Here is a 21,549-nt window from a genome sequence, read left to right on the forward strand (position 1 = left end):
TAAAAAAATCCCGATGTTATCGGGACTCTTTTCGAATTAATATCATGTTAAAAATTCCATTTAATAGTAGAATCTTTAAAAACCCCATAAATATAATGTCCTTCTGTCAACAGAATAAACAATAAATATAAAACTAGGAAAATAACTGGTGAAACAACAGACCATCTAAGGCTGCTTTTTTCACCTTCCATGTGCATAAATGCCCATACTATATAATAAGCTTTGAAAATTGTTAAGATATAAAATATCCAGTTCAACAAATTCAAACCTACAAAATGATTAAATTCTAGAAATCCAGGTTTAACAATTCCAAGGAAAACTTCAAATGTTGTTACAACTGACAGTAATCCAAAAACAAACCAGATTCTTTTTGTATTTGATACGTATTCGTGATCGTGTGACATAATGATAAATCTTAAAAATTAAACTAAGTAGAAAACTGTAAATACAAATACCCAAACTAAATCGACAAAGTGCCAGTATAAACCAACTTTCTCTACCATTTCGTAGCTTCTTCTTTTTTCGTAAGTTCCTAACAATACATTAAAGAAAATAATGATGTTAATGATAACTCCGGAAAATACGTGGAATCCGTGGAATCCTGTAATAAAGAAAAAGAAATCAGCAAATAATTTACTTCCGTATTCGTTTCTTGTAAGGTTTGCACCTTCTACTACATATTTTGCAGAACTTAAACGAGCTTCAGATTCTGCTCTGTTTAATACTGTTTTTTTCTTTTCAGCTGTAAGATGCTCTGTTCTTATTAATAATTCCGGATGCGCTTTAAAACCTGCCTGTACTTCAGCAACTGAATATGTAGACAATGTTTCTGCATCCTCCATGAACCATTTTCCTTTAGCTCTTGAAAGTGCTTCTCTTTGTTCCGGTAATTTTACAGCGAAATCTTCCAGAGCAACTCTTTTTCCGTCTTTATCAACAAACTGCAATAAACTTCCACCTACTGTTTCTACTGCACCGTATTCACCTTTAATAAAGTTTTTCCACTCCCATGCCTGAGAACCAACGAAGATCAAACCTCCAATGATAGTTAAGAACATGTAGATTGCAACTTTTGTTTTTTTCAATTGATGACCAGCATCAACAGCTAAAACCATTGTTACAGATGAGAAAATTAAAATAAAAGTCATTAAGGCCACATAGTACATTGGAGCCGAAACACCATGCATAAATGGAAAGTGAGTAAACACTTCATCAGCCAAAGGCCAAGTTTCAATAAATTTAAATCTAGAAAAACCGTAAGCCGCCAGGAATCCAGAGAATGTCAGGGCATCTGATACGATAAAAAACCACATCATCATTTTACCATAACTTGCTCCTAATGGCTCATTGCCGCCTCCCCAAGTTTTTTCTTCGTTATTTGCAGTAGTAACTGTCGCTTCCATAAAAGATATTCGTTAAAAAGTTCCCAAATTTACGTTTTTTTCTTATTTAAAGAAATATAAAAATAAAAATAAATATACCCATAATAAATCTAAAAAATGCCAATACATCGCACCTAGTTCTATACCAAGAGATTGAGTCGAATTGTATTTTTGTTTAAAATGATTATAAATTATAATTAAAAGTGAAATTAGCCCTCCAGCCAAGTGTAATAAGTGTGTTACGGTAACTACATAAAGAAAAGTTGTAGTAATTGAACTACCTTCTCCTGTAAAATAATAACCGCTTTTTACGATTTGTCCAAAACCTACAAATTGTAAAACCACAAACAAAACGCCTAAAGCTAATGTTCCTAAAAGCAAAGCTGTAGTTGCGCTTCTGTTATCTTTTTGAATTGCTTTTTTAGCCAGATAAAAAGTAACGCTGCATCCTATAATTACTGCTGTACTGTAATAAAATGCTGTTGGCAAATCAAAGTTTTTCAACCAGTCTGCTCTTGATTTACTTACTACAAATGCGCTTGTAAGTCCCGCAAACATCATGGTCATACTTACCATAGCGAATAACAAAATCAGTTTTGCCGATTTTGATTTTCTTACTTGTTCCTCACCTGTTGTCATTGTCATTTCCATAACTATCTTAAAAATTTATCTACTATAAATACAATTTGCAGCAACGAGATATACGAAACACTTACCAACATTAATGTTCTTGCCGCTTTTGCTGTTCGTAACTGATACAAACGCACCGCATAAAACAACATCCACAATCCTAATAAAAATACTAAAATTGCTGCAATTGGTGTTATAAATAATTGTCCTGTGTAACCTAAAACTGGTAATAATGAAGCAATAATAAGCCACACTGTATATAATATAACCTGCAAAGCTGTTCCTTTATCTTTTTTTCCGGTTGGAAGCATAAAAATTCCTGCCTTTTCATAGTCTTCATATAAAAACCATCCAATTGCCCAAAAATGAGGAAATTGCCAGAAAAACTGAATCAAAAATAATGTTCCCGCTTCGATACCAAATTCTCCTGTCGCCGCAACCCAGCCTAACATAAACGGAATTGCACCCGGAAAAGCACCCACAAAAACTGATAACGAAGTTACTGTTTTTAAAGGCGTATAAATGCTTGTATATAAAAATATTGAAATTGCAGCAAACATTGCTGATTTTGGATTAATTGTATACAACAATGCAATACCTGTAATGGTAAGCAGACTTGCAACAACCAAAGCCATTTTTGGAGACATACGTCCTGAAGGAACCGGACGGTTTTTTGTTCGATCCATCAAAGAATCGATATCTTTTTCAATCACCTGATTAAAAGCATTTGACGCTCCAACCATACAATAACCACCAATTGCCAATATTACCAACGTACTCCACTGAAAAGGATGTGCATCATTAACACCTAATAAATATCCCGCAATTGAGGAAAACAATACGCTGATTGCTAAACCAGCTTTTGTAATCTCTTTGAAATCGTTAAATATTGATTTTATTGAAAATGTATTTTTAGTAGCGTTCAATACGGTAATTGTTTGTATGTTTTTTTTGAGTGGTGCAAATGTACAAATTAGATTGTAGAATTCTGACCTATCAAATTAGATTTTTTTCAATAAAACCTTTATAAAATAAGGACTTGCAAATCTTTAACATAATTATTTCGAAAAATCTTATTAAATACTAATAATCAAAATACATATTAAAGATATCAGAACGCAATCCGATACTAAACCAGGTCGTACTTTGTTTAAAAGTAGTAGCTGTTTCCTGCGTTGGATCAAAATTTCTATAAATAAGACTTCCAAAAAATTTTAGGTTAGTCATTGGATTTATCAGATATCCTCCTTGCACATCTGCTATAAAAATACTTGTTTTATTTCCCTGACCTACTTTTACACCTTTATCATACGGACGATTTTCATCGTAACTTTTATAAATATTACCTCCGTAATTATAACTGTCCTGTGCAGTATCAAAATCTAAACCTCGGGTTCCCATTGTTAATTTGGCATCAGCATAATAACGTCCTTTATGATACCTTCCTATTGCTACAAATTCTTCAAAATTACCTCCCCATTGATGTCCAATACTTTGATTATTATGTCCGTAATTAGTAATTACAGCACTATGCTCATAAACATACGGACGAACATGGTTGTATTCAAGCTGCAGCAATAAATCTTTTACTTTAAATGCATTGAAATATTTTGCCCCTAATTGATAACCAAATTTATTTTTCCAGCTTTTTTCTCCGGCCGCCATATCTGAAACCGAAAATTCATCTAATAAAAACTGTCCGTATAAATTGACACTATTATTCCATTTATATTTTGATGTTATTCCAAGAAGGGCATTTCCGCTTTTAGAAGACGACGTAAATTCAACTGTACGATAAAAAATAATCGGGTTTACAAAATTGACATCAAATCCTCTATTATTGGTATCTGTCCAGACCACTGATTCAAAAAATCCCAGATTCAGTTTGTTCGAAACATTCCAGCTTAAATAGTGATTTGCCATAAATTTTGTTGCATAGGTTTTTTCGACCGTAACATCCGGGCGAACATCTTTAAGCCACATATAAGTGTTCGTGTATTTTATTTTCCAGAAAGTGGTATTGATTTTAAAATACGGATACGGACTTGCTCCATCACTTTCGAGTAAGGAACGATATCCATCTCCAATAAAATTTCTGCCGTAACCTAACTGAAAATCAAAAATCTTACTTGGCGCATAGGTAATATTGGCTTCTGCCAAAGGAAAATCGTAAGCATCAGTTTTAAATCGTTTTGCAATTCCAACACCTGGAACAATTGCCGGATTTCCTCCTGAAGGTTTTATCGATTCGGCATAATCATTAAAATAACCTGCAAATCGGCCCTGGCTTTCAAAAACAGTAGTCGTAAAATTAATTTGTTTTCCTAAACCTCCTCTAAAATTTAAGGCGCGTGTATTTACATAAGTATACGAAGCATCAAGATCTGATGCTTTACCCATTTGCAAATCAACAATAGGATTTAATGTTAACCAATAACCTTCACCCTGAATCTGAACCAGATTTTCATTCCACCATTTTCTTCCCAACCAGGTTGAAACATTTTTTTGAAGTGATGCGTTTACCGCTTTTAAATCGTAATATTTTGAAACCTCAGCATACGTATAGGGCTTAGAAGCTGTGTGATTATTGCTTCCAACCTGATTCATTGCGCCATCAAACTGTGCATAATAACTATGTGAAAACGGAATATTCAAATGACTTTCAAATTCGGGATTATTGTATTTTTTATATACAATACTATCCAATTCTGTCATTGGTTTTTGTTCTGGTTTTAAAATTTCGGCTGCAGCCAAAGCTTCTTTAGCAATCTGATCAGCACTTTTTAAAGGAACAGTAATCGAAATTGTATATTTTGAATATGTTGGTTTTCCGTTATAAGTGGATGGTTTTATTTTCGGAAATTTACCGAAAACACGTTTTGCTTCTTCAGATAATTCTTCATTAGCGGCATTTACATAAATTACTCTAAACTCACCGTTGGCATCAACTTCAAAAAGCACTTTTACTTCTCCTTTATAATTGTTCTGTTTTAAATTTTCAGGAACTTCAAAATTATTAAATACAAAATCCTGAACTTCTTTATAAAAACAATCTTCCAGTTTTTTAGATTCTAAATTTTCACAATTTGGAAAAACCGGAAACTGCTCTGTTGTAAAACCAGGCTTTATAGAAGAGTTATTATTTTCCTGAGCAAAAGCAAAAAAGGCAGATAATGTTAAAATAAGGGATAAAGAAATCTTATTCACGTGAATTTGGGTTTTCATTTAATATTGATTTGTAGTATTTTCTCCGTTAGCAATTGCTTTTGCTGCCGAAGTTCCGATGCGTTTAACACCTAAACGAATCATTTCTATAGCGTCATCATACGACCGGAATCCGCCGGCTGCTTTTACCTGCAAAGGCGATGCATTTTCTAACATCATTATAATGGTTGGAATCGTCGCTCCGTTTGGTGCATCATCTTCAGTTTTAAAAAAACCTGTTGATGATTTTACAAAAACAGAAGCATAATTCTCTTCCTTAAAATTTGACATGACAACGTTTTTTATCAACGCAGAAAGCTGGATAATTTCTTTATCTGTCAAAGCTGCAACTTCAATAATCCATTTTACTGTTTTATTATTTGCTAAGCCAATTTGTGTTCCTATTAAAATTTCTTGTTTCAATAAAGCAATATCTCCACTTTTAAAAGCTTCATAATTACAAACAAAATCTAAATCATCAGCGCCATTTTCGATAGCTTGATTTGCTTCTTTAATTTTTGTTTCAAGATCTGATTGGCCTTCCGGAAAATCTATTACAGTACCAACAAGCAAATTTGAATTGGCCTGTAAAATCATTTCTTTAGCCAAAGTAACATGTTCAGGCCGAATCATAATCAATTTAAAACCTTCAAGAATTGCCTCAGCGATTGTGTTTTTAACCACAACATTATTTTCTGCTTCTGAAAGTCCGGCTTGAGAGGCAGTTTTTAAGTAAGTCGAATCTAAATATTGCTTAACATTCATCTTTTCGAAATGATTTTGAACCGGGACAAAAATACATTTTAAATTCAAAAAAAAGCACTCTTTAAATGCTTGATTTTTTGGTAATAAAAAACCCACCGAAGTGGGATTTTATATGGTTATATTTTATCGATTTGCTTTTTGAAAGCGATGGCTGAAAAGACGGCTACAAATGCACCAAGCGCATTTGCCAAAACATCTGTTACATCAGCTGCTCTTGTGACTGTAAAAACACTTTGTAAGATTTCGATCGTAATTCCGAAAAAAACAGAAAAAATAAACGAAATCAAATAGGCTTTATAATCGTCAGCATCTTTTCCTTTAAGTTCTTTTTTGAAAAACAAAATCCAGGAAATTGTAAATCCAAAATGAAAACAAAAATGCACAATTTTATCTATGCTCGGAAAATTAATTGCAGGGATATTACTTGAGTCCGTCAAACAAAAATAAGTAATGATGCCCGAGCAAATAATTGCCCAGATTAATAAGAGTTGTTTAGGCACCGATAAGTTGTTTATAAGCTTCATCAGATAATAGAGCATCTATTTCTGAAGCATCAGCAATTTTAATTTTAATCATCCATCCAGCTCCGTAAGGATCAGAATTTACAGTTTCAGGCGCACTTTCTAAGCTGTCATTAAAAGCAATAATTTCTCCTGTTAAAGGCAAGAACAAATCAGATACTGTTTTTACAGCCTCTACTGTTCCAAAAACCTCATCTTTATCAAGTGTCTGATCTAAAGTTTCTACTTCAACATACACGATATCCCCTAACTCTTTTTGTGCAAAATGAGTAATTCCTACAGTTGCAACATCTCCTTCGATGCTAACCCATTCGTGATCTTTTGTGTACTTTAAATTTGCTGGTATGCTCATAATAGTATGTTTGAAAATTGATAATTTAATATATAAGGCACAAATGTAATAATCTTCTAATGAAATCTAGTTTAGAAACTAAAAATTAATTTCCGAAGTTATAACGAAGTGTAAAACCTGATCGAATGTTTGTTAATGGGAACGATGTTGAAATTACTGCTTTCGAGAACGAATGATCATAATAGAATATGGCAGTTAAGTTTTTACTAAACGCATAATCTGCAGTAAGTTTTACCGACCAAATATTTTGTCCCGCAGCCAATTGATTGTTATCGTAATCCAGGTAACGCACTAATGTCTGATTATTTCTCATAGAGAAATCTGCCTTTATATTAATATCACTCTTAATAATTCCCGTTGGACTATCTGCCAGTCTCGACGAGAAAATAACATCTTTAAAACGATATCCCATTCCCACAACATATTCAACACCTTTAACTTCTGTCAACAAATTATTATCAAAACTCATTGACAAAGCTCTGTCTTTTTTAATTTCTGTAAGAATACGTAACGAGCTTTTCAACTCAAAATCTACTCGAATAAGCGGACTAAACTGCTCTACTAAATTGACATTTGACATAATTGTCTTGTTGTAGAAATTAGTATTTATATCTTTTCCGTCCGGTTTTTCGATATAATCAAAATTAGATCTAAACTGGTTTATTGTATAAGATGCTCTATAATTATGCTGTAAAGAAAAACGCTTGAATTTATCTTTGAAATATTTATAGCGCATTAAACCGTTATATTTTATACTCCAGTTTGGAATAGGAAAACTTCTAAAAATATCTGTCGATGTGCTTGCAGCATTCCCTCCTGAATAAGCTGCTAAAAAGGCAGGCAATAAAACAGCCTGATTGCTTTTTGTAAAACCTATAGGATATCCCTGATTGGCAACATATATTTTATAATTTGGATCTGTATCTGCAGGAATTGGATTGTTCGCGTCTCCATATCTCGGAATTTCAACTCCCGATCCATAACGTTCTTCAGCCAATCTATTTGCAATTACCAAACGGTTGTTTCTAAAATCATCAAACGCAGCAGACTGAGTTTCATCACTTGTAGAAAAAGAGGTCTTAATTAATACAGTAGAAATTGAAAACATTCCATAAGTATAAGGAGACAACGGCATGTATTCGCCATTTACAACACTATATTGCTCAGATGAATTTTCAGAATAAGCACGATCCATTGCTAAATCTATCTTTAAATCAGGAAACAAATCCATGTTTGCCGTAATTTTTAAAAGCTTATTTGTTACCTGCGTAAAGTTTTGATTAAAATCCTGATACGTTGTTAACCATCCATTTTTGGCTGCTTCGTAACGCACATCATCCTGGCTTCCAAAGATAAATCCTAATGTAGGTCTCGAAGTTCCCAGGAAACCAACACTTGGTGTATATCCCGGTAAAACTGTTCCGCTGTTTTTCGTGTAATTTACCTGAATGTTTTTTACACTTGTCAAAACTCCAATCAAACCATCATAAAAAGGACTACTGCTTGTCGCTGGTTTTGCCGTATTTACAATTTTCTCTCCTGGTTTTGGCGGCGCGGCCGGTTTTGCTTTTGCAGCCGACTTAGCACCAGGCGTTAAACCTAAATACTTATACAACATATTCATATTAAAAGTTGTAGTCAGTGTATTTGAATTTGCATTCTGAATTGTATTTCCTAAATTATATTGCGATAATGATCCATCCGGATTTTGCACCTCAAGATTAGAAAATGCCGAGGAAGATCGCTGCCAGCTATAATCTGCCGTGTAAGAATAAGCCGCTTTTACAAAACTAAAAATCGGAACTTTATTTATCGGAATATCATAATTCAGTACTAATTGCTGTATATGCTGATTTGGTGTTCCAATATCCCAATAATCATCCCAAATATTAAAATCTTCTTTAGGAGTATTATCAGCATTCATATAATTTTTCACAATATTATTGGATGCTGCGGTATAATTTAATTTTAATGATTTTGTCAGGTTATAACCAAAACCGTATTGATAATTAAAGGCAAAATTTCGTCTGTAAAGAGGATCTAAACCAATTCCTTCTACCTCAACTTGTCTAAATTGCTGACGGTTGCTTTGTCTTAAAATATTAGTATTAAATGTAATATTAGATGGCAGATAATTAAAATTAAAATCACTCAGCAACTTCCAATATTCACTTTTTTTCATGAATTTGGTTTGCTTAAAAGGAACTACTTCTTTTGGCTGAAAAGTATACGCATAATTTATTGCCGTATTCGATTGTTCATCTGAATAATCTTCGACTTCATAGTCATGACGTTCCACCTGATTATACGATTGAGAGAATGTTAAGTTCTCAACATCATAAACGTGAGGTTTCTGTTCTGGCGCCCTGTCTTTTCTTACTCCGATAAAGTTGATACTTCTTCGTTTTGTATAATCTACAGCACGCGTTCTGATATTATCTTTTTCTGCCTGATCAGTTGTTTCGGCAATTAACTGATTCAATTTAATATCCTGGTTAAAAGGATCGTATTCCGGTGTGATTACCTCTTCTCCAATAGCATAATTAAACGGTAAATTAATTCCCCATTTGTGTGGCAATAATTTTCCTAAATTTAAATTTGTAACAATATTATATTGCTGAATATCTTCCCGATCTCTTTCATTAGCACCTTCTTCTAATGATCCAAAACCAATCGTACTCTTTTTACCACTGGCAGAAATCGTTGCAAAATCGGCCATATTGGTATCAACATTTAACAATGCCGCCATTCCGCCTTTGTTTTCCAAATCAGCCAGACGAAGTTCGTTAAACCAAACCTCTCCTTTAATATCTTTATGATCTGCCCTGCTTCTTACACCGACCATTAAATTCCTCACCAAACCAAAATTAGGATTTCCTTTTATACCTAATCTTAATTTACTATCACCATCTCTTAAATCAGGACTTCCTTTTATACTTATATCATCATCCGGGTAATAAATTCCATTGATATCTCTTTTGTCAGAATTAACTTCAAGTGACATGGCTTTAATCTTCATACTGGTCAATAACTCAAGCGCCAGATCGATATCATTTTGCTCCATCCAAACCTGATCTGCGCTTATTGTACATGATCCTCCGGTTCTGGTTACCTTTAATGGAATCTCAACTTGATAGAAGTTTTGTGTAAAGTCATTTCCAAAACGAATAAATCCTATCATTTCATCATCCAGTAATGTGCTTTCTGCAGGTAAAGATTCAGCGTGTAAAAACATTTTAAGTTTTTTATACTGACGCATATCTACACTTACGTTTTTGAAAACCGCTCTTGAATCTTCAGGCTGTAAACCTGTTCCTCCAACACGTAATGCTAATGCCTGCTCATTTTGGTTGATGATCGTATTATTATTATACAATTGCTCTCTCTGAACTCCAGGAGGAACAACGTAATTTACTGGACATTTTGTACTGTTTTCCTGAATATTAACTGCCGAAACATCAAATTCAGTTCCGTCATCATCCGGGTTTGTATCGTTCGCATCAAGTGTACCTGTGTATCTTCTCCACTCTCCTCTTACTAAATCTAAAGCTCCAAAACGAACCGTCATTTGGTTATTAAAACCAGTCATAAACATACGCATGAAACGAATAGATCTAAAATCGGTTATGTTTCCTATTGTATTTTGAGGCTGAGAAACCGGAATTTTAAACTGAATCCATCTTGCTGTTGTTGTTGATCCGTTTGGTAATTCGATATTCGTTACTTCACGAATGTCTGTAATATAATTTTGACCAACCTGCATTCCCGGCTTCACATCAACGCTATATTCGTAATAAGCATTAATAGTATTCATGGTATTGTCACGATTAATGTCTTCAACATCCGGTAATGTTGTTGATCCACGATTAGGATCATCAACACTTACGGCTGAGTTATTTTCTACTCCATTATAATTTTTATAGCGTTCCAAAACTCCTCCATCAGTATTTAAATAGTACGTATAATCGTCCGCTGCAGGATCTTTTTCTCCTGCATAGTTCGTATATATTGATCCTTCTTTTGAACTTGGCAAACCATCTAAACCAACGTCTTGATTTTTACGATTATCAGCATTTGTATCAAAGGCATAAATCAAGGATTGTGATGCAGGAACATCTCCCCACAGTGGCTGCGGATTTACCAATATCTGATCCGGCCCTAATCCGTTTTCGTATTGTTTTCTTCCGTCTTTTAATACATCTTCAGAAACTTCACCTAAGTTAAAATATATTTTACCTGTATTATTGGTTTGCGCTTCTCCGTTTCCTACATAAGGGTCCATTACCCAAAATTGAATATATTCTACGTTTCCTTGCTCAAAATTGGTTGAGTTTAAAGAACGCATAATTCCTCCATAATTTGAAGTAGCAGGATCTGTATTAAAATTTGGATTATTATTATAAGGTCCTCTGTCAGAAGGATAATAACTTAAATCAAGTGTATTGATAACCTGTATTTGTCCCTGGGCAATATCTGTATTTGGATATAACTCTTTACTGTAAATTCGTCTGGTTGTATTTAATGACAAATCATCGTTTGAAATACCTGATGGTTTTGATGCATAAAAAATAGGATCAATCGTATACCATGCTAATTTTGCTCGTTTGTATCCGTACTCTAAAGTATTTGAATTTGCATTAAAAGTATTGTCATTTATAGAATTCAGGAATGGCGTTGATGCTAAACTCCACGCATAAGCTGATCGCATATCAATTGTAGATTGCGAACCTTCGAAATCATCAACATATATAGTTGCTTCACCTTCAAAATCACTTGCTTTTGGAGCATCAGGTCTTAAAAAAGCAACTTCACCACGAATCGAAAGATTGGAAGGAACATCTGTATCAATGTTTGGTAATTTATTTACTAATCTGGTAAAGAAAGGAACTTCTGTCGAGTAATTTCCGTTAAAACCAAAAATCGTATTATTTACAGATTCTTGTCCGTAACTTGATTTTTGAGTAAACGGTCTTTCTGTCATTTTTAAATAAGTACCTCCAACCACAAAATTATCTGAGATTTTATGTTCTACATTGAATCCCATAAATCTTCGGGTTTGCTGTCCGAAAATTGAATTATTTTCAAGAGAAACTTCAATAGGTGTATTTGAAGCCTGAAGCGAAGGATCTAAAATCTGAACCCTTCCTAATTGGTAATCGACACTATAATCAATACCTTCTACCAATCTTCTTCCTGCTGCCATAACGACAACAGAACCTTGCGGCACATTAAATGCCCCAATAGGAATACCATTACTGCCCGATGATTTATATTTTCCTCTTAATAAGAATTTGTTTTTATCACTATCCTGCAATGCTCCGGATTGTGTATTTCTATACATGTTTCTAAACACGTATTTCTGTTGATTTGCATTATATGTACTTGGATCATCGTAATTTTCTCCAGAACCTCCATTTTGTAATTTCTTAAATAAAAGTTCTCCAAAAGGCTCTTTGGTCGTGAATATAATTCGTCCGTTTTGAACATCTACCGTCACACCCGGAAGATAATCAAAGAAACCATCTCCGCCAGTTTGCGGATCATTGTTATAATTTAAACGATCTAGGTTAAAGACATTCAACAATGGCGTTTGATCAACTTTATTATCTGCTGTTGGGTTTGCCGGAAAACTACTTCCCGGAACCGGCGTAATATAATTTATTGGCGAAGGATCTGTATAAAGGATGTTTAATCTAAAATCATCTTGCTTAATTTGGTAAGCCTGAGGAATTTGATACACGTTTTTCATCATCAAATTCCAAACTGGATTTTGCACGTTTGTCAAATTGCTTTTCAGCATTTTCAAAATTAAACTTTGTGTGATAATTGCCTGATTTGAATTATTATTTCCTGTCACAACAGTTGCATCAACTCCATCACTACCAAATTCACCCACTTGATATACTTTTCCTCCTACTGTATATTCAAAAGCAACTGCTAAGATTTCGTCATTTGCTAAACGCTGCTGTAAGGAGATATATCCTAATTGTGGATTAAATGTAAATTCGTTTGCATTTAATTTACGGGCATTTTCAAGTACGGAATAATCTGTTCCTTCGCTAACATTTGTATTGTTGAATCCGGATTTTGCCGTTACAATTTCTCTAATATTTGAATTTAAATAAGAACCTGGTTTTCCAATTGTTTCCGGATCGTATTTATTATTATCATTATCAGTTGGAGAATCAATAGCATTATTAAAAAATCCTGTTGAAGAACTTATCACCACAACCTGGTTATCCGGAATTCCGGTAATCTGCCCCTCACCTAAATCCTGAAGTGCAATAACATTACGTAAATTGTTACTGGTTGTACTTACCCTATTTTGTTTGTTTGTTACCCAAACTTCCAGCCTTGTAATCTGTACACGGCTATCAATAAATGGATATCCTTTTAAGGAAGCGTCGTATTTGTTTCTAAAATATTGAGATAAGAAGAAGTGTCTGTCGTTATCATAGTCCAACGCATATAAATCAAAATTCTGAACAGTTCCGCCACCTTCTGCAACTATACTCTTTGTTTGTGACTTCTGTTCTGAGAAAACTCCGGTTATGGTAGTCTTACCAAATTGCAGCTGCGTTTTTACTCCAAATAAACTTTGGGCTCCACGAATAAGCGTACTGTTTAAAGGCATGCTGACATTACCAACTTCTACTTTTTGAATAATATCATCTTCAGAAGGAGAATATGCTAATTTGAATAAGTTCTGGAAAGCAAATGTAGATTGTGTATCATAATTAGCATTTACATCTAATCTGGTACCCACTTTCCCCATTAAACTCATGCTGATTCGCTGATCAAAATCGAAAGTTAAACTCGATCTGTTTCTGGGAGAAAATGAAGGATTGTCTTGTTTTGTGTATCGAACCCCCAAGTCCATTTCGACTGATCCGGTGGGCTTTACGTCGATTGTATTGCTGCCGAAAACACTTTCGAATAAACTTGAATTAATATAATATCGAGGCAGCAAATCCTTTTTAGCAGTTTCGCTTCCTGTTTTTTTACCATCAATAGCATCTGATTTTTTTCTGAAATAATCTCTTCTGGATTCTTTCAAAACTAAATCTTCATACTCTTTTGGTGTTAAAATAATGGGATAATTAATAGAAAAGCCATCAACCGAATTGGTATACACATATCGATCCATAACAGGATCATATTTATAAGCAGAAACGATACTTGGCGGATCTTCTAACTCGACTTTACCAACTGAGAACTGCGTTTTTGTCGTATCTTGAACCGCTGGATTAACTTGCGCACGCAAAACATTACCGCAAAATAAAACCAGCAAAAAAATACAAATTTTACGCATACAATTCCTTTATAATAGATGAGTTTATAAACTTTTCAGGGCCTTTTTTATGATTGTTTCAACAGTAGCTTCGGGATCTTCTTTTACGATTTTTTCCACTACTTTTTCAGATGTTTTTCGAACAAAACCTAAAACTTCCAAAGCAGATAACGCTTCATCTCGATTTGTATTGTTTTGAACTACCGAAACTTCGTCTAAATCATATAACTTTAACACTTTTTCCTTCAAATCAAGGATAACTCTTTGTGCCGTTTTGTTTCCAATTCCTTTAATAGATTGAATAACACCTACATCTCCGGAGGCGATTGCGTTAATAATCTGTCTCGGTTCTATAGAAGACAACATTGTTCTTGCAATATTTGCCCCTATTCCGGAAACCGATAATAACATTCTAAATATCTCTCTTTCAGATTTTTCGGCAAAGCCAAATAAAGTATGCGCATCTTCTTTAATCAGAAGATGCGTATACAATTTTATATGTTCACTATTAGGAATTAACGAGAAGGTATGTAAGGATATATTTACCTGATATCCAACTCCCCCGCAATCAATCACGACTTCTGTAGGGTTTTTCTCAACTAACTTTCCTTGCAAATGTGCTATCATAGTAATAATTTATTGGGCCAAATATAACAAAAATGCAATAAAAATACGACAAAAATTGTTCAAATCCTTACTATGAAATACTTTATTTAGCTAATTTATTTTTCTTGTTTTCTTTTTCCTGAGCATCGATAACTGCAATTGCAGCCATGTTTACCATTTCTTCAACACTTGCTCCTAATTGAAAAATGTGAACCGGTTTACCCATTCCCATCATAATTGGACCTATTGAATTTACTTTATACAACTCCTTCAACAACTTATAAGTGATGTTTGCAGATTCTAAGTTAGGAAAAATCAATGTATTTACTTTTTTACCTGCTAATTTAGAAAAAGGAAATTTCTCTGCAAGCATTTCCTGATTCAAAGCAAAATCTGCCTGAATTTCTCCATCAACAATCATGTCTGGCTGGTTTTTATGCAAGTAAGCAACTGCTTCTCTTACTTTTGACGCTCCAGGACTAGTAGATGATCCAAAGTTAGAAAATGACACCATTGCAATAACAGGTTCAACCCCGAACATCTTAGCCGTTTTTGCCGTCATAATGGCAATATTGATCAAATCTTCTGCCGAAGGATTTATATTGATTGCTGTATCAGACAAGAACATTGGTCCGCGAGACGTTAACATCATGTTTGCAGTTGCAACTAGTGAAGCCCCTTGTGCTTTTTCGATCAATTGCAACATTGGCTTTACAACACTTGGATAACTTCTGGTATGACCTGTTACCAAAGCATCTGCTTCACCTTCATTTACCATCATGGCTGCGAAATAATTTCTTTCGCGCATAAATTTTTGTGAATCAAGTAACGAAACTCCTCTTCTTTCTCTTGTTTCCCAATATGAAGTAGCAAATTTATTACGTCTTACTTCTTCTTGATTCGTTTTTGGATCAATGATTTCAAGTTCTGCATCAAATCCTAATTCAGCTTTAAGCTCTAAAATAACGTCTTTGTTTCCTAATAAAATCGGGAAACCAATTCCATCTTCATAAACAATCTGAGCTGCTTTTAATACATTTAATTGATCTGCTTCTGCAAAAACAATTCGTTTTGGATCCATTTTAGCACGGTTTGTAATCAAACGCACCATTTTATTATCGTTACCCATACGTTCGCGAAGCGCATCTTCATAAGCTGCCCAGTCCGTAATAGGATTTTTTGCAACTCCGGATTCCATTGCTGCTTTTGCAACTGCCGGCGCTACTATGGTAATCAATCTTGGATCAAACGGTTTAGGAATAATATAATCTCTTCCGAAACCTAATTTTGTTGCTCCGTAAGCTACGTTTACCTGCTCCGGAACTGGTTCTTTTGCCAAAATAGCCAATGCTTTTACAGCGGCCATTTTCATAGCTTCGTTAATTTTCGTAGCTCTTACATCCAGTGCTCCTCTAAAAATATATGGAAAACCTAAAACGTTGTTTACCTGATTAGGAAAATCTGAACGCCCTGTAGCCATAATAACATCTTTACGGGTTTCTGTAGCTAAATTATAATCGATTTCCGGATTTGGATTTGCCATTGCAAAAACGATTGGATTATCGTTCATTGACAATAACATTTCAGGTGACAAAATATCTCCCGAAGATAATCCTATGAAAACATCTGCTCCTTTTACGGCTTGTGCTAACTCGATTTTAGCGCCATCGACAGCATATTTCAATTGTAATTCTGATAATGAAGGATTGTCTTTTGTTAAAAGTCCTTTACTATTATACATTAAAATATTCTCGACTTTTACTCCTAACAAAACATATAAATCAGTACAAGCGATCGCAGCAGATCCTGCACCTGAAACTACCATTTTTACATCTTCTGCTTTTTTTCCTGCTAATTCAAGCGCATTGATTAAAGCTGCCGAAGAAATAATTGCCGTACCATGCTGATCATCGTGCATAACCGGAATATCCAACTCTTCAACCAGTCTTCTTTCGATTTCAAAAGATTCCGGTGCTTTAATATCTTCAAGGTTTATTCCTCCAAAAGTTGGAGCAATATTTTTTACAGTCTGAATAAATTCCTCAATATCTTTTGTTCCAATTTCGATATCAAAAACATCAATATCAGAGAATATCTTGAACAATAATCCTTTTCCTTCCATTACCGGTTTAGAAGCTTCCGGGCCAATATCCCCAAGTCCTAAAACAGCTGTACCGTTTGAGATTACGGCAACTAAATTTCCTTTTGCTGTATATTTATAAACGTCGTCTACGTTTGCTGCAATTTCTAAACATGGCTCTGCAACACCTGGCGAATAGGCCAAAGATAAATCTCTTTGGGTTGCGTATTTTTTTGTTGGAACTACCTGAATTTTTCCTGGAGTTGGTTCTGAATGGTACAGTAACGCTTCTCTTCTTTTACTCTCTTTGTTCATTATATTTAGCTTTTATTCTAGCTTACAAAGATATAAGTCTTGGTTTAAAATGGCATGTTTTTATAGGTTTCTTTTCTTAAAATAACATTTAAGAGAGTCCAAAAAAAATAGCCCACTATAATTTGGACTATTTAATAAGGCTTATTTTTTGAATTTCTGTTACTGAGAAATATAAGAGTTTAAATGATTAATAGTATCCTTCTGAATTTCTATAATCGCTTTTACAACATCGCTGATCGAAATTATTCCAACCACAATTCCTTCTTCCAAAACGGGCAAATGTCTGATTCTTTTCGTACTCATAAGTTCCATGCAATCCTCGATATTATTGGAGAGGTTTACCGAAAAAACATTACTTTCCATGATTTCATTCACTAAGGTTTCCTTTGACGATTTGTCTTTCAGAACAATTTTTCGGGCATAATCTCTTTCGGATAATATTCCTTTTAAATCGGATCCGTCAATAACAAGAATTGCTCCTATGTTTTTTTCGCCCATTACTTTCAAAGCATCATAAACTGTTGTTGTTGAAAGTACAGAATAAACATTTTTCCCTTTTGCGTTTAGTATTTGATTTACAGTCATATCTGAAAAATTTTAGATTTATAAAGTTAAAAAAAAATGAATATAAAAAACAACGAAAACGATTTTTTAAAAACTTAATCACCTCATTTTAAACATAATAAGTTAAATTTTAATTTAAAGGAATTTTACTTTAAAAAAATGAATGAATTTTAAGACTTTTTTGCGAAAAGCGCAGGGTTATGGTTTTGATATGATTAACCATGATTGCGTTATGATTGTGGCACGATTCGAAAGATGGATTAAAATCCATACCTACAATATTTTCCGTTCCTCCGGAACTCGTTATAAAATTCCAGAGGAATGATTTATTTTGTAGCAAGGGATTTTAATCCCTGGAAACGTAAAGTAACCCCAATATTTGTCATTTCGATTGCGTTACGATTACGAAAGATGGATTAAAATCCATCCCTACAATATCTTCCGTTTCTCCGAAACTCTTTATAAAATTCCCGAGGAATGATTTATTTTGTAGCAAGGGATTTTAATCCCTTGAAACGCAAGTAACCCCAATATTTGTCATTTCGACGCAAGGAGAAATCGCACTTAAAATCCCCAATCTTTGTCGAATTACTTGTGTAATTTCTCCTTGCGTCGAAATGACAAAATTGCGAAGTATAGTCCCTACGGAACAAAAGGGGATATTATATTCTTTTTCTACCAACATTTAATTTCTACGAAATATCTCTGTAAATGTGAAATATTGCAATCAATTTAATGTTATAAATATTCCGTTAGGAATTAAATGTCGGTAGAAGCAGAAATCACCATTCCATAATATCCCGTAGGGATTACATTAAATCTAAAAAAAATAACACGGCATATCTATCAAATAAAAAAGCCCTTTTTTAAATTAAAAAAGGGCTTTGTATAATTGAATATTTATTTACAAATTCGTAATTATAAATTCGCTTCGTCTGTTTTGCTGATGTTCTGTTTCGGTACATTTTACACCATCGGCACATTTATTTACTAATTGTGTTTCTCCGTATCCTTTTGCTGTTAGTCGATTCGCATTAATTCCTTTTTGTATCAGCCAGTTTTTAGTCGATTCCGCTCTTTTGTCTGATAAAATCTGATTACTTTCAGTCGATGAACGGCTGTCTGTATGAGAGCGAATATCAAGCGTTATTGTTGGATATTGATTTAGCAAATCGACAATTTTCATTAACTGAGGTTCTGAGCTTTTCTTAATAGTTGCTTTGCCCAAATCAAAAAAGTTCATCGGAATATGAAGCAATTTCGCCAAATCTGTTCCTACTTTTATAGGTCCTATTTTTACAGATTTAATGATTGCTGATTTAATCACAACTGCTTTTGCCACTATCGGTTTTGCTTTCTTTTCGATAGGAACAGGCAAAGTTGTTGTTCCTGATAATTTGCTTATTGTTATTGTAATTTCTTTTATTTCATAATCTGTTTTAGATGTTTTTAAAAAGTATTTTTTACGACATTTTACTTTCGGAAAAATATAATTTCCATTCTCATCCGAAACAACTTCTGTAGCAGATTGACGCATTTCATCAAACAAAATTAAAGTAACTCCCGAAAGCTTTTCATTAGTTTCAGAATCGGTAACGGTTCCCATTAAATCCTGTTCGCATACTAATTTTCTGTTTTCTGTAAATCGATAAATATCATCAGATCCATGACCATTATCTCTGTTTGAAGAAAAGAAACCATTTCTGTTTTTACTGTTAATTACAAAAGCAAAATCATCTTGTCTGCCATTTACAGGTTCTCCAACGTTTTGTACTTCTTCAAAATTACCATCTTTATCTATTCTTGAAACAAAAACATCCAATCCGCCTAAACCGGGATGTCCGTCACTGGCAAAATAAAGTTCATTATCATTTGATATAAAAGGAAAAGTCTCTCTTCCTTCGGTATTAATTTCAGTACCTAAATTTTCAGGTTTGCCGAAAGTTCCATCATCATTTATAGTAACTTTAAACAAATCAGACTGACCTACAGTTCCCGGCATATCTGATGCAAAATATAATGTTTTTTCGTCAATACTTAATGCAGGATGAGCGACACTATATTCGTCACTATTAAACGGAAGTTCCTGAATATCTTTCCATTCACCATCAATTAAAGTGGCTTTAAAAAGTTTTAGTAATGTAATTTTATTTTCGTTTTGTCTTCTTTTCCCGTTTTTAGAATTGTTTCTGGTAAAGTACATTGTCCTTCCGTCTTTTGTGAAAACGGGAGTCGATTCATTAAAATTTATATGTAAACTATTTTTATGAAAAAACACAGGTTCGCTAATGCTTCCGTCTGGCATTAATTCAACTGTATATAAAGCAGAAATAGATTTATTGGTCCATTTAAAATTCTTTTTTACGATTCTGCCCGTATCTCTGGCAGATGTAAAAACTAATTTATTATCTAAAATTGTGCTTCCGTAATCAGAATCTTTTGAATTGACTCCGGCATCAACAATGTCAAACCGACCTGAATTTTCTTTAATATCATCCAAATAATTTTTATTCCTTTTGAATAAAATTGCTCTTTGATCAGAAGGTGCTTTTTGACTGAATTTTTCTAAAATCTCATCTGATTTATTATAATTCCCTGCCGATTTTAAGCATTGGGCATATTTGTACATATACTCTGCTTCCTGATTTTCATTTAGCATAAACAGTTCTTTATAACATCTTAAAGCTTCTGCTAAATCTCCAACATAATAATAAGAATTACCAAGTCGTTGAAACACTTTTTCATCTTTATAACCTGTACTTACTACACTTTCATATAAGTTTATTGCATCTGCATAAGCATATGTTTCGTACTTTTTATCGGCGAATTTAATCTTTGCAGTTTGAGAATTTACATTCCCAAAAAAACAAAAGAATAAAAGGGTATACGCTAAATTTTTAATCTTCATAGTTTAATTAATTAAAAGAATCTTGGAGATGTCATTCTGTTATAATTATTGAAAAAGTCAAAACGAAGGAAAATTTCATGTGATCCTGAACTGTATTTTCTCAAATTAGTCGTTTCGTGATCATAACCATATCCTATGTATAAACCATCTGAAATCTGAAAACCTGCCATTGCACTTACTGAAGCACTCCAACGATAAGCAAGTCCAATAACAAATTTGTCGTTGAACATAAAATTACCTGAAACGTCTACTTGCAAAGGCGCGCCTTCGACCATTTTTGTTAATATTGCCGGTTTGAATTTGGTGTAATAATTAACATCAAAAACATAACCTGCCATTAAATAATAATTTATTTTATCTTTAAAAATAGCAATATCATTGGCATCGTAGCGATTTGTTTCGATAAAATTAGGAACCGATAATCCTACATAAGCCCTATCTGAATGCAGATAAACCCCTGCTCCGATATTGGGTGAAAACTTATTTTTTAAATCCTGAAACTGAGGATCGTCCTGATCTTCGTAACTTAATTTACTAACATCTAAATTGAAAAGATTTGCTGTTCCTTTTATTCCGAAAGAAAGTTTAAAATTTTCTGAAGTTGGAATACTATAAGAGAAATCCGCAGATAATGTATTCTCATTAGTTGGTCCAATTTTATCGTTTACCAAAGTAACACCCAATCCTAACTTGCTATTATTTAAAGGTGTGTTTATCGAAAAAGTGCTTGTTTCCGGAGCTCCGTCAAGACCAATCCATTGTGTACGATATAATCCAAAAGCACTCAATACGCCACGGGAACCTGCATAAGCCGGATTTATCGCAGTCGTGTTATACATATATTGTGTAAACTGGGCATCTTGTTGCGCGGAACACACAATTGAAAAAAACACAAAAATTAAAATTAACTTTTTCATTTAATACGTTTTTA

Annotated in this window: 15 protein-coding genes; 1 reads left to right on the forward strand and 14 read right to left on the reverse strand. The window is 33.7% G+C overall.

The window, feature by feature from the left end; all coding sequences use genetic code 11:
• Positions 1-47 precede the first annotated feature (47 nt).
• The 12 genes from ACZ0AH_RS20060 to ACZ0AH_RS20115 all read right to left on the reverse strand — a co-directional run bounded on the left by ACZ0AH_RS20060 (position 48) and on the right by ACZ0AH_RS20115 (position 17,731).
• Entirely contained in the window at positions 48-404 is a 357-nt protein-coding gene (locus ACZ0AH_RS20060; protein ID WP_026985528.1) for a cytochrome C oxidase subunit IV family protein, read from the reverse strand.
• Between the two features lie 18 nt (positions 405-422).
• On the reverse strand, positions 423-1,403 hold the full coding sequence (locus ACZ0AH_RS20065; RefSeq protein WP_463477534.1) for a cytochrome c oxidase subunit 3: 981 nt from the start codon (positions 1,401-1,403) through the stop codon (positions 423-425).
• Positions 1,404-1,445: 42 nt separating this feature from the next.
• Positions 1,446-2,033, reverse strand: a complete 588-nt coding sequence (locus ACZ0AH_RS20070; RefSeq protein ID WP_463477535.1) for a cytochrome c oxidase subunit 3 — start codon at positions 2,031-2,033, stop codon at positions 1,446-1,448.
• Positions 2,034-2,035: 2 nt separating this feature from the next.
• Positions 2,036-2,938: a heme o synthase gene (gene cyoE / locus ACZ0AH_RS20075; RefSeq protein WP_463477536.1), complete on the reverse strand. Its 903-nt coding sequence runs from the start codon at positions 2,936-2,938 to the stop codon at positions 2,036-2,038.
• Positions 2,939-3,095: 157 nt separating this feature from the next.
• On the reverse strand, positions 3,096-5,237 hold the full coding sequence (locus ACZ0AH_RS20080) for an energy transducer TonB (RefSeq protein WP_463477537.1): 2,142 nt from the start codon (positions 5,235-5,237) through the stop codon (positions 3,096-3,098).
• Complete coding sequence (gene deoC / locus ACZ0AH_RS20085) at positions 5,238-5,981, reverse strand: deoxyribose-phosphate aldolase (RefSeq protein ID WP_463477538.1); 744 nt, start codon at positions 5,979-5,981, stop codon at positions 5,238-5,240.
• A 116-nt stretch (positions 5,982-6,097) separates the two neighbouring features.
• Entirely contained in the window at positions 6,098-6,481 is a 384-nt protein-coding gene (locus tag ACZ0AH_RS20090; protein ID WP_463477539.1) for a VanZ family protein, read from the reverse strand.
• Positions 6,474-6,854, reverse strand: coding sequence for a glycine cleavage system protein GcvH (gene gcvH / locus ACZ0AH_RS20095; protein ID WP_463477540.1), 381 nt, complete (start codon positions 6,852-6,854; stop codon positions 6,474-6,476). Before gcvH ends, ACZ0AH_RS20090 begins: the two co-directional genes overlap by 8 nt.
• Positions 6,855-6,939: 85 nt before the next feature.
• Positions 6,940-14,166, reverse strand: coding sequence for a T9SS outer membrane translocon Sov/SprA (sov, locus tag ACZ0AH_RS20100; protein ID WP_463477541.1), 7,227 nt, complete (start codon positions 14,164-14,166; stop codon positions 6,940-6,942).
• Positions 14,167-14,190: 24 nt separating this feature from the next.
• On the reverse strand, positions 14,191-14,772 hold the full coding sequence (ruvA, locus tag ACZ0AH_RS20105; RefSeq protein ID WP_463477542.1) for a Holliday junction branch migration protein RuvA: 582 nt from the start codon (positions 14,770-14,772) through the stop codon (positions 14,191-14,193).
• Between the two features lie 82 nt (positions 14,773-14,854).
• Positions 14,855-17,146 (reverse strand): NADP-dependent malic enzyme, encoded by a 2,292-nt coding sequence (locus ACZ0AH_RS20110; RefSeq protein WP_463477543.1) that lies wholly within the window; start codon positions 17,144-17,146, stop codon positions 14,855-14,857.
• A gap of 159 nt (positions 17,147-17,305) precedes the next feature.
• Entirely contained in the window at positions 17,306-17,731 is a 426-nt protein-coding gene (locus tag ACZ0AH_RS20115; protein ID WP_463477544.1) for a CBS domain-containing protein, read from the reverse strand.
• Positions 17,732-17,873: 142 nt separating this feature from the next.
• Here ACZ0AH_RS20115 and ACZ0AH_RS20120 point away from each other — a divergent pair, with 142 nt between their 5' ends.
• Positions 17,874-18,035, forward strand: coding sequence for a hypothetical protein (locus ACZ0AH_RS20120; protein ID WP_463477545.1), 162 nt, complete (start codon positions 17,874-17,876; stop codon positions 18,033-18,035).
• Positions 18,036-18,614: 579 nt separating this feature from the next.
• On the opposite strand, the gene ACZ0AH_RS20125 is transcribed toward ACZ0AH_RS20120, so the two are convergent.
• A complete protein-coding gene (locus ACZ0AH_RS20125; RefSeq protein WP_463477546.1) occupies positions 18,615-20,618 on the reverse strand; it encodes an OmpA family protein in 2,004 nt (667 codons plus the stop codon).
• A gap of 11 nt (positions 20,619-20,629) precedes the next feature.
• The gene (locus ACZ0AH_RS20130; protein ID WP_463477547.1) at positions 20,630-21,535 is read right to left on the reverse strand and encodes a PorP/SprF family type IX secretion system membrane protein; all 906 of its coding nucleotides are present in this window, start codon (positions 21,533-21,535) and stop codon (positions 20,630-20,632) included.
• Between the last annotated feature and the right edge of the window lie 14 nt (positions 21,536-21,549).

It is taken from the genome of Flavobacterium sp. AC105, from assembly GCF_979258495.1.

What these genes read in the sequence shown, in the direction of transcription:
- ACZ0AH_RS20115 (WP_463477544.1), bottom strand. Translation starts at nt 17,731, where the DNA reads ATGACTGTAAATCAAATACTAAACGCAAAAGGGAAAAATGTTTATTCT.
- ACZ0AH_RS20070 (WP_463477535.1), bottom strand. Translation starts at nt 2,033, where the DNA reads ATGGAAATGACAATGACAACAGGTGAGGAACAAGTAAGAAAATCAAAA.
- sov (WP_463477541.1), bottom strand. Translation starts at nt 14,166, where the DNA reads ATGCGTAAAATTTGTATTTTTTTGCTGGTTTTATTTTGCGGTAATGTT.
- ACZ0AH_RS20080 (WP_463477537.1), bottom strand. Translation starts at nt 5,237, where the DNA reads ATGAAAACCCAAATTCACGTGAATAAGATTTCTTTATCCCTTATTTTA.
- ACZ0AH_RS20060 (WP_026985528.1), bottom strand. Translation starts at nt 404, where the DNA reads ATGTCACACGATCACGAATACGTATCAAATACAAAAAGAATCTGGTTT.
- ACZ0AH_RS20120 (WP_463477545.1), top strand. Translation starts at nt 17,874, where the DNA reads ATGAATTTTAAGACTTTTTTGCGAAAAGCGCAGGGTTATGGTTTTGAT.
- ruvA (WP_463477542.1), bottom strand. Translation starts at nt 14,772, where the DNA reads ATGATAGCACATTTGCAAGGAAAGTTAGTTGAGAAAAACCCTACAGAA.
- ACZ0AH_RS20110 (WP_463477543.1), bottom strand. Translation starts at nt 17,146, where the DNA reads ATGAACAAAGAGAGTAAAAGAAGAGAAGCGTTACTGTACCATTCAGAA.
- deoC (WP_463477538.1), bottom strand. Translation starts at nt 5,981, where the DNA reads ATGAATGTTAAGCAATATTTAGATTCGACTTACTTAAAAACTGCCTCT.
- ACZ0AH_RS20065 (WP_463477534.1), bottom strand. Translation starts at nt 1,403, where the DNA reads ATGGAAGCGACAGTTACTACTGCAAATAACGAAGAAAAAACTTGGGGA.
- ACZ0AH_RS20130 (WP_463477547.1), bottom strand. Translation starts at nt 21,535, where the DNA reads ATGAAAAAGTTAATTTTAATTTTTGTGTTTTTTTCAATTGTGTGTTCC.
- ACZ0AH_RS20125 (WP_463477546.1), bottom strand. Translation starts at nt 20,618, where the DNA reads ATGAAGATTAAAAATTTAGCGTATACCCTTTTATTCTTTTGTTTTTTT.
- gcvH (WP_463477540.1), bottom strand. Translation starts at nt 6,854, where the DNA reads ATGAGCATACCAGCAAATTTAAAGTACACAAAAGATCACGAATGGGTT.